The organism is Acinetobacter sp. 809848, assembly GCF_000581275.1.
Classification (GTDB): domain Bacteria; phylum Pseudomonadota; class Gammaproteobacteria; order Pseudomonadales; family Moraxellaceae; genus Acinetobacter; species Acinetobacter pittii.
Genome location: NZ_JEXG01000084.1, coordinates 1 through 2,659 on the forward strand (window position 1 = coordinate 1; position 2,659 = coordinate 2,659).

Consider the following 2,659-nt stretch of genomic DNA (forward strand, 5'->3'; position numbering starts at 1 on the left):
ACGCTTCTGCAAGATTAGATGTCAAAATTACTTCATCAGAAGGCAAAGTTGAAATCAATAGTCCTAATGAAATTGTATTAAGGGCTAAAGAGAGTGCATTAAGAATTGATGCATCAGGGGTAACAATAATTACCCCGCAAAAATTTACGGCTAAAGCTGGTCAACATCTCTTTACAACAGGAGCAAGTGAAACCCCAACCTTACCGATTTTTCCAAATAATGTATGCTGGGAATGTTTGGCGAGACGAGCAGCGCAGAGGGGTGCATTTATAAACAAAGGGGATGGTCGATAAATGACTGCTAAACTACCGCTTCAGACATTTTTTAAAACATTTGAGCCACACTCTTTTGCAGAAGTTGGATTAAACGTTTTTGCACTTGCAGATGCTGCACAAGATGATAGTTTCTTGAAGAAATTTGAGCATCTACGTCAAAAATGCCTTTTGTTAGAAGCTAGTGGTGAGGAGGCAAAAGCGGTATCTCCCCATTTACTTCAACTCCCTCAAGATTTTTCATCACAAGAATGGCAATGGATACAACAAAATATTGCAGGCACGGCTCGCATGACAATTATAGTAAGCCCTTTGTCCTTCAATTATTTGTTTGAGCATTTAAGAAAATTTTTAGAAGTGAAATTTGAAGGTGGACTCGAAATGTTTTTGGCATTTTGGGACCCTGTAATCTTAGCTACCTTGGTTGGCCATAAAGAAAATAAAACTTTGTATGTCGATGGGCCTGTATTCAATACTCAGCAGATTAAAGACTTACTTACTCCTATTCAAAGTTGGTGGTATTGGGATAGGTTAGGCAAGCTTCAAGTAATTTGGGGGATAAATGAACGGGTTGAACAATTACCTTATGTGCAAGTTCCTTTAACTTTTACTGTTGAACAAGAAGAAATGATGGTTGAGGCAACTTTTCCTGATAATCTTATTTATTATTTAAAACTCAATAATGAATTCCTTATTAGTCATATGACAGATAATGAATTATATCAATTTGTTATTAAATCCATTCCTGAGGCTAGAGCGTATAACTTATTTGGTACACGAGATATTTTAAATTTTATTTGTTTAAAATTGATTTATAAAGAAAACTTTTTAACAGATAAAGGGTTAAATCAAAAACTAGAACGCTTAAAAGATAAAAAAATATCTATGGATGAAGTGATGGTCCAACTTGTAGCAAATGCGAGTTAATAAATTTTATGATGAATAAAACACAATGGTCGAATAGATTATTACTAATATTTGGTTTGATATTCAGTCTTGTAGGCTGTGTTAGCCTTGGTCCAAATGCGACTTATAATATGGGTACAACATCCTTTCAATATTTTACTTCTTACCATGCTTATATGACTGAGATAAATGGTGAGGAAATTGGAGGAGGATTTGGTGGAGGCATGAATACTTCTCCAGTTAAGATTGGTTCACAAGTCATTACATGGGGAGAAACAAATAGTAAAAAAAAGCATGTGGCAAAGAATCAAGTTATTCTTACGAAAGAACAGTTAAAAGGAAAAAAATATTTAGCAGTACATCTTTATCCTGATGATACTGTAGAAATAACGACTTCAAATAATTGGCCTATACCAACAGAAAAAGGGATAAAGTGGATGCATGACTTAAAAAAAGCTAAATAAGTTTTGGAAGAATATATTAGTTGAACTATATAAATACTATTTTTTTATTAATCAACTGATATATAGCTAAGGCTGAAGTAGGTGGTTTTTTTATCCAATAGTTGGTATTAAATTATAAGTTATTAAATTTATAAAAATCATAAGTTTTTATAAATTTAATAACTGGATTATAGAGTGAGGTTTAATGAAATGAGTTTAAAGAAAATATTACTGTTCCCGGTTAGTTTAATGTTGAGTGCAGCAGGTTGTGCAGGTATTGGTCCAAATGCGACTTATAATATAGCGGCTACATCCTTTAATTACGATCCAAGTTATACAAGTTATATGGTGAAGTTGAATGGTTCTGAAATAGGTGGTGGATTTGGAGGTGGAACAAATACTGCTAGCGTAAAGATAGGACCACAGATAGTTACATGGGGAGAAACAAATAGTAAAAAAAAGCATGTGGCAAAGAATCAAGTTATTCTTACGAAAGAACAGTTAAAAGGAAAAAAATATTTAGCAGTACATCTTTATCCTGATGATACTGTAGAAATAACGACTTCAAATAATTGGCCTATACCAACAGAAAAAGGGATAAAGTGGATGCATGACTTAAAAAAAGCTAAATAAGTTTTGGAAGAATATATTAGTTGAACTATATAAATACTATTTTTTTATTAATCAACTGATATATAGCTAAGGCTGAAGTAGGTGGTTTTTTTATCCAATAGTTGGTATTAAATTATAAGTTATTAAATTTATAAAAATCATAAGTTTTTATAAATTTAATAACTGGATTATAGAGTGAGGTTTAATGAAATGAGTTTAAAGAAAATATTACTGTTCCCGGTTAGTTTAATGTTGAGTGCAGCAGGTTGTGCAGGTATTGGTCCAAATGCGACTTATAATATAGCGGCTACATCCTTTAATTACGATCCAAGTTATACAAGTTATATGGTGAAGTTGAATGGTTCTGAAATAGGTGGTGGATTTGGAGGTGGAACAAATACTGCTAGCGTAAAGATAGGACCACAG

4 protein-coding genes and 1 pseudogene are annotated in these 2,659 nt (G+C 32.7%); all 5 read left to right on the forward strand.

Features of this window, described 5'->3' with window-relative positions; genetic code table 11:
* A partial coding sequence (locus J536_RS23555) for a DUF2345 domain-containing protein (protein ID WP_155758160.1) occupies positions 1-293 on the forward strand: 293 nt, incomplete at its 5' end.
* The gene (locus tag J536_RS23560) at positions 294-1,199 is read left to right on the forward strand and encodes a DUF4123 domain-containing protein (RefSeq protein ID WP_032057735.1); all 906 of its coding nucleotides are present in this window, start codon (positions 294-296) and stop codon (positions 1,197-1,199) included.
* A gap of 8 nt (positions 1,200-1,207) precedes the next feature.
* Complete coding sequence (locus J536_RS23565; protein WP_000981409.1) at positions 1,208-1,642, forward strand: hypothetical protein; 435 nt, start codon at positions 1,208-1,210, stop codon at positions 1,640-1,642.
* Positions 1,643-1,831: 189 nt separating this feature from the next.
* On the forward strand, positions 1,832-2,254 hold the full coding sequence (locus J536_RS23570; protein WP_032064165.1) for a hypothetical protein: 423 nt from the start codon (positions 1,832-1,834) through the stop codon (positions 2,252-2,254).
* 189 nt (positions 2,255-2,443) lie between these two features.
* Positions 2,444-2,659, forward strand: a pseudogene (locus J536_RS23575) (hypothetical protein); the annotation flags it as partial.

Bases quoted from the DNA above. Each gene is read 5' to 3' on its own strand.
- J536_RS23560 (WP_032057735.1), top strand. From the start codon at position 294: ATGACTGCTAAACTACCGCTTCAGACATTTTTTAAAACATTTGAGCCA.
- J536_RS23565 (WP_000981409.1), top strand. From the start codon at position 1,208: ATGATGAATAAAACACAATGGTCGAATAGATTATTACTAATATTTGGT.
- J536_RS23570 (WP_032064165.1), top strand. From the start codon at position 1,832: ATGAGTTTAAAGAAAATATTACTGTTCCCGGTTAGTTTAATGTTGAGT.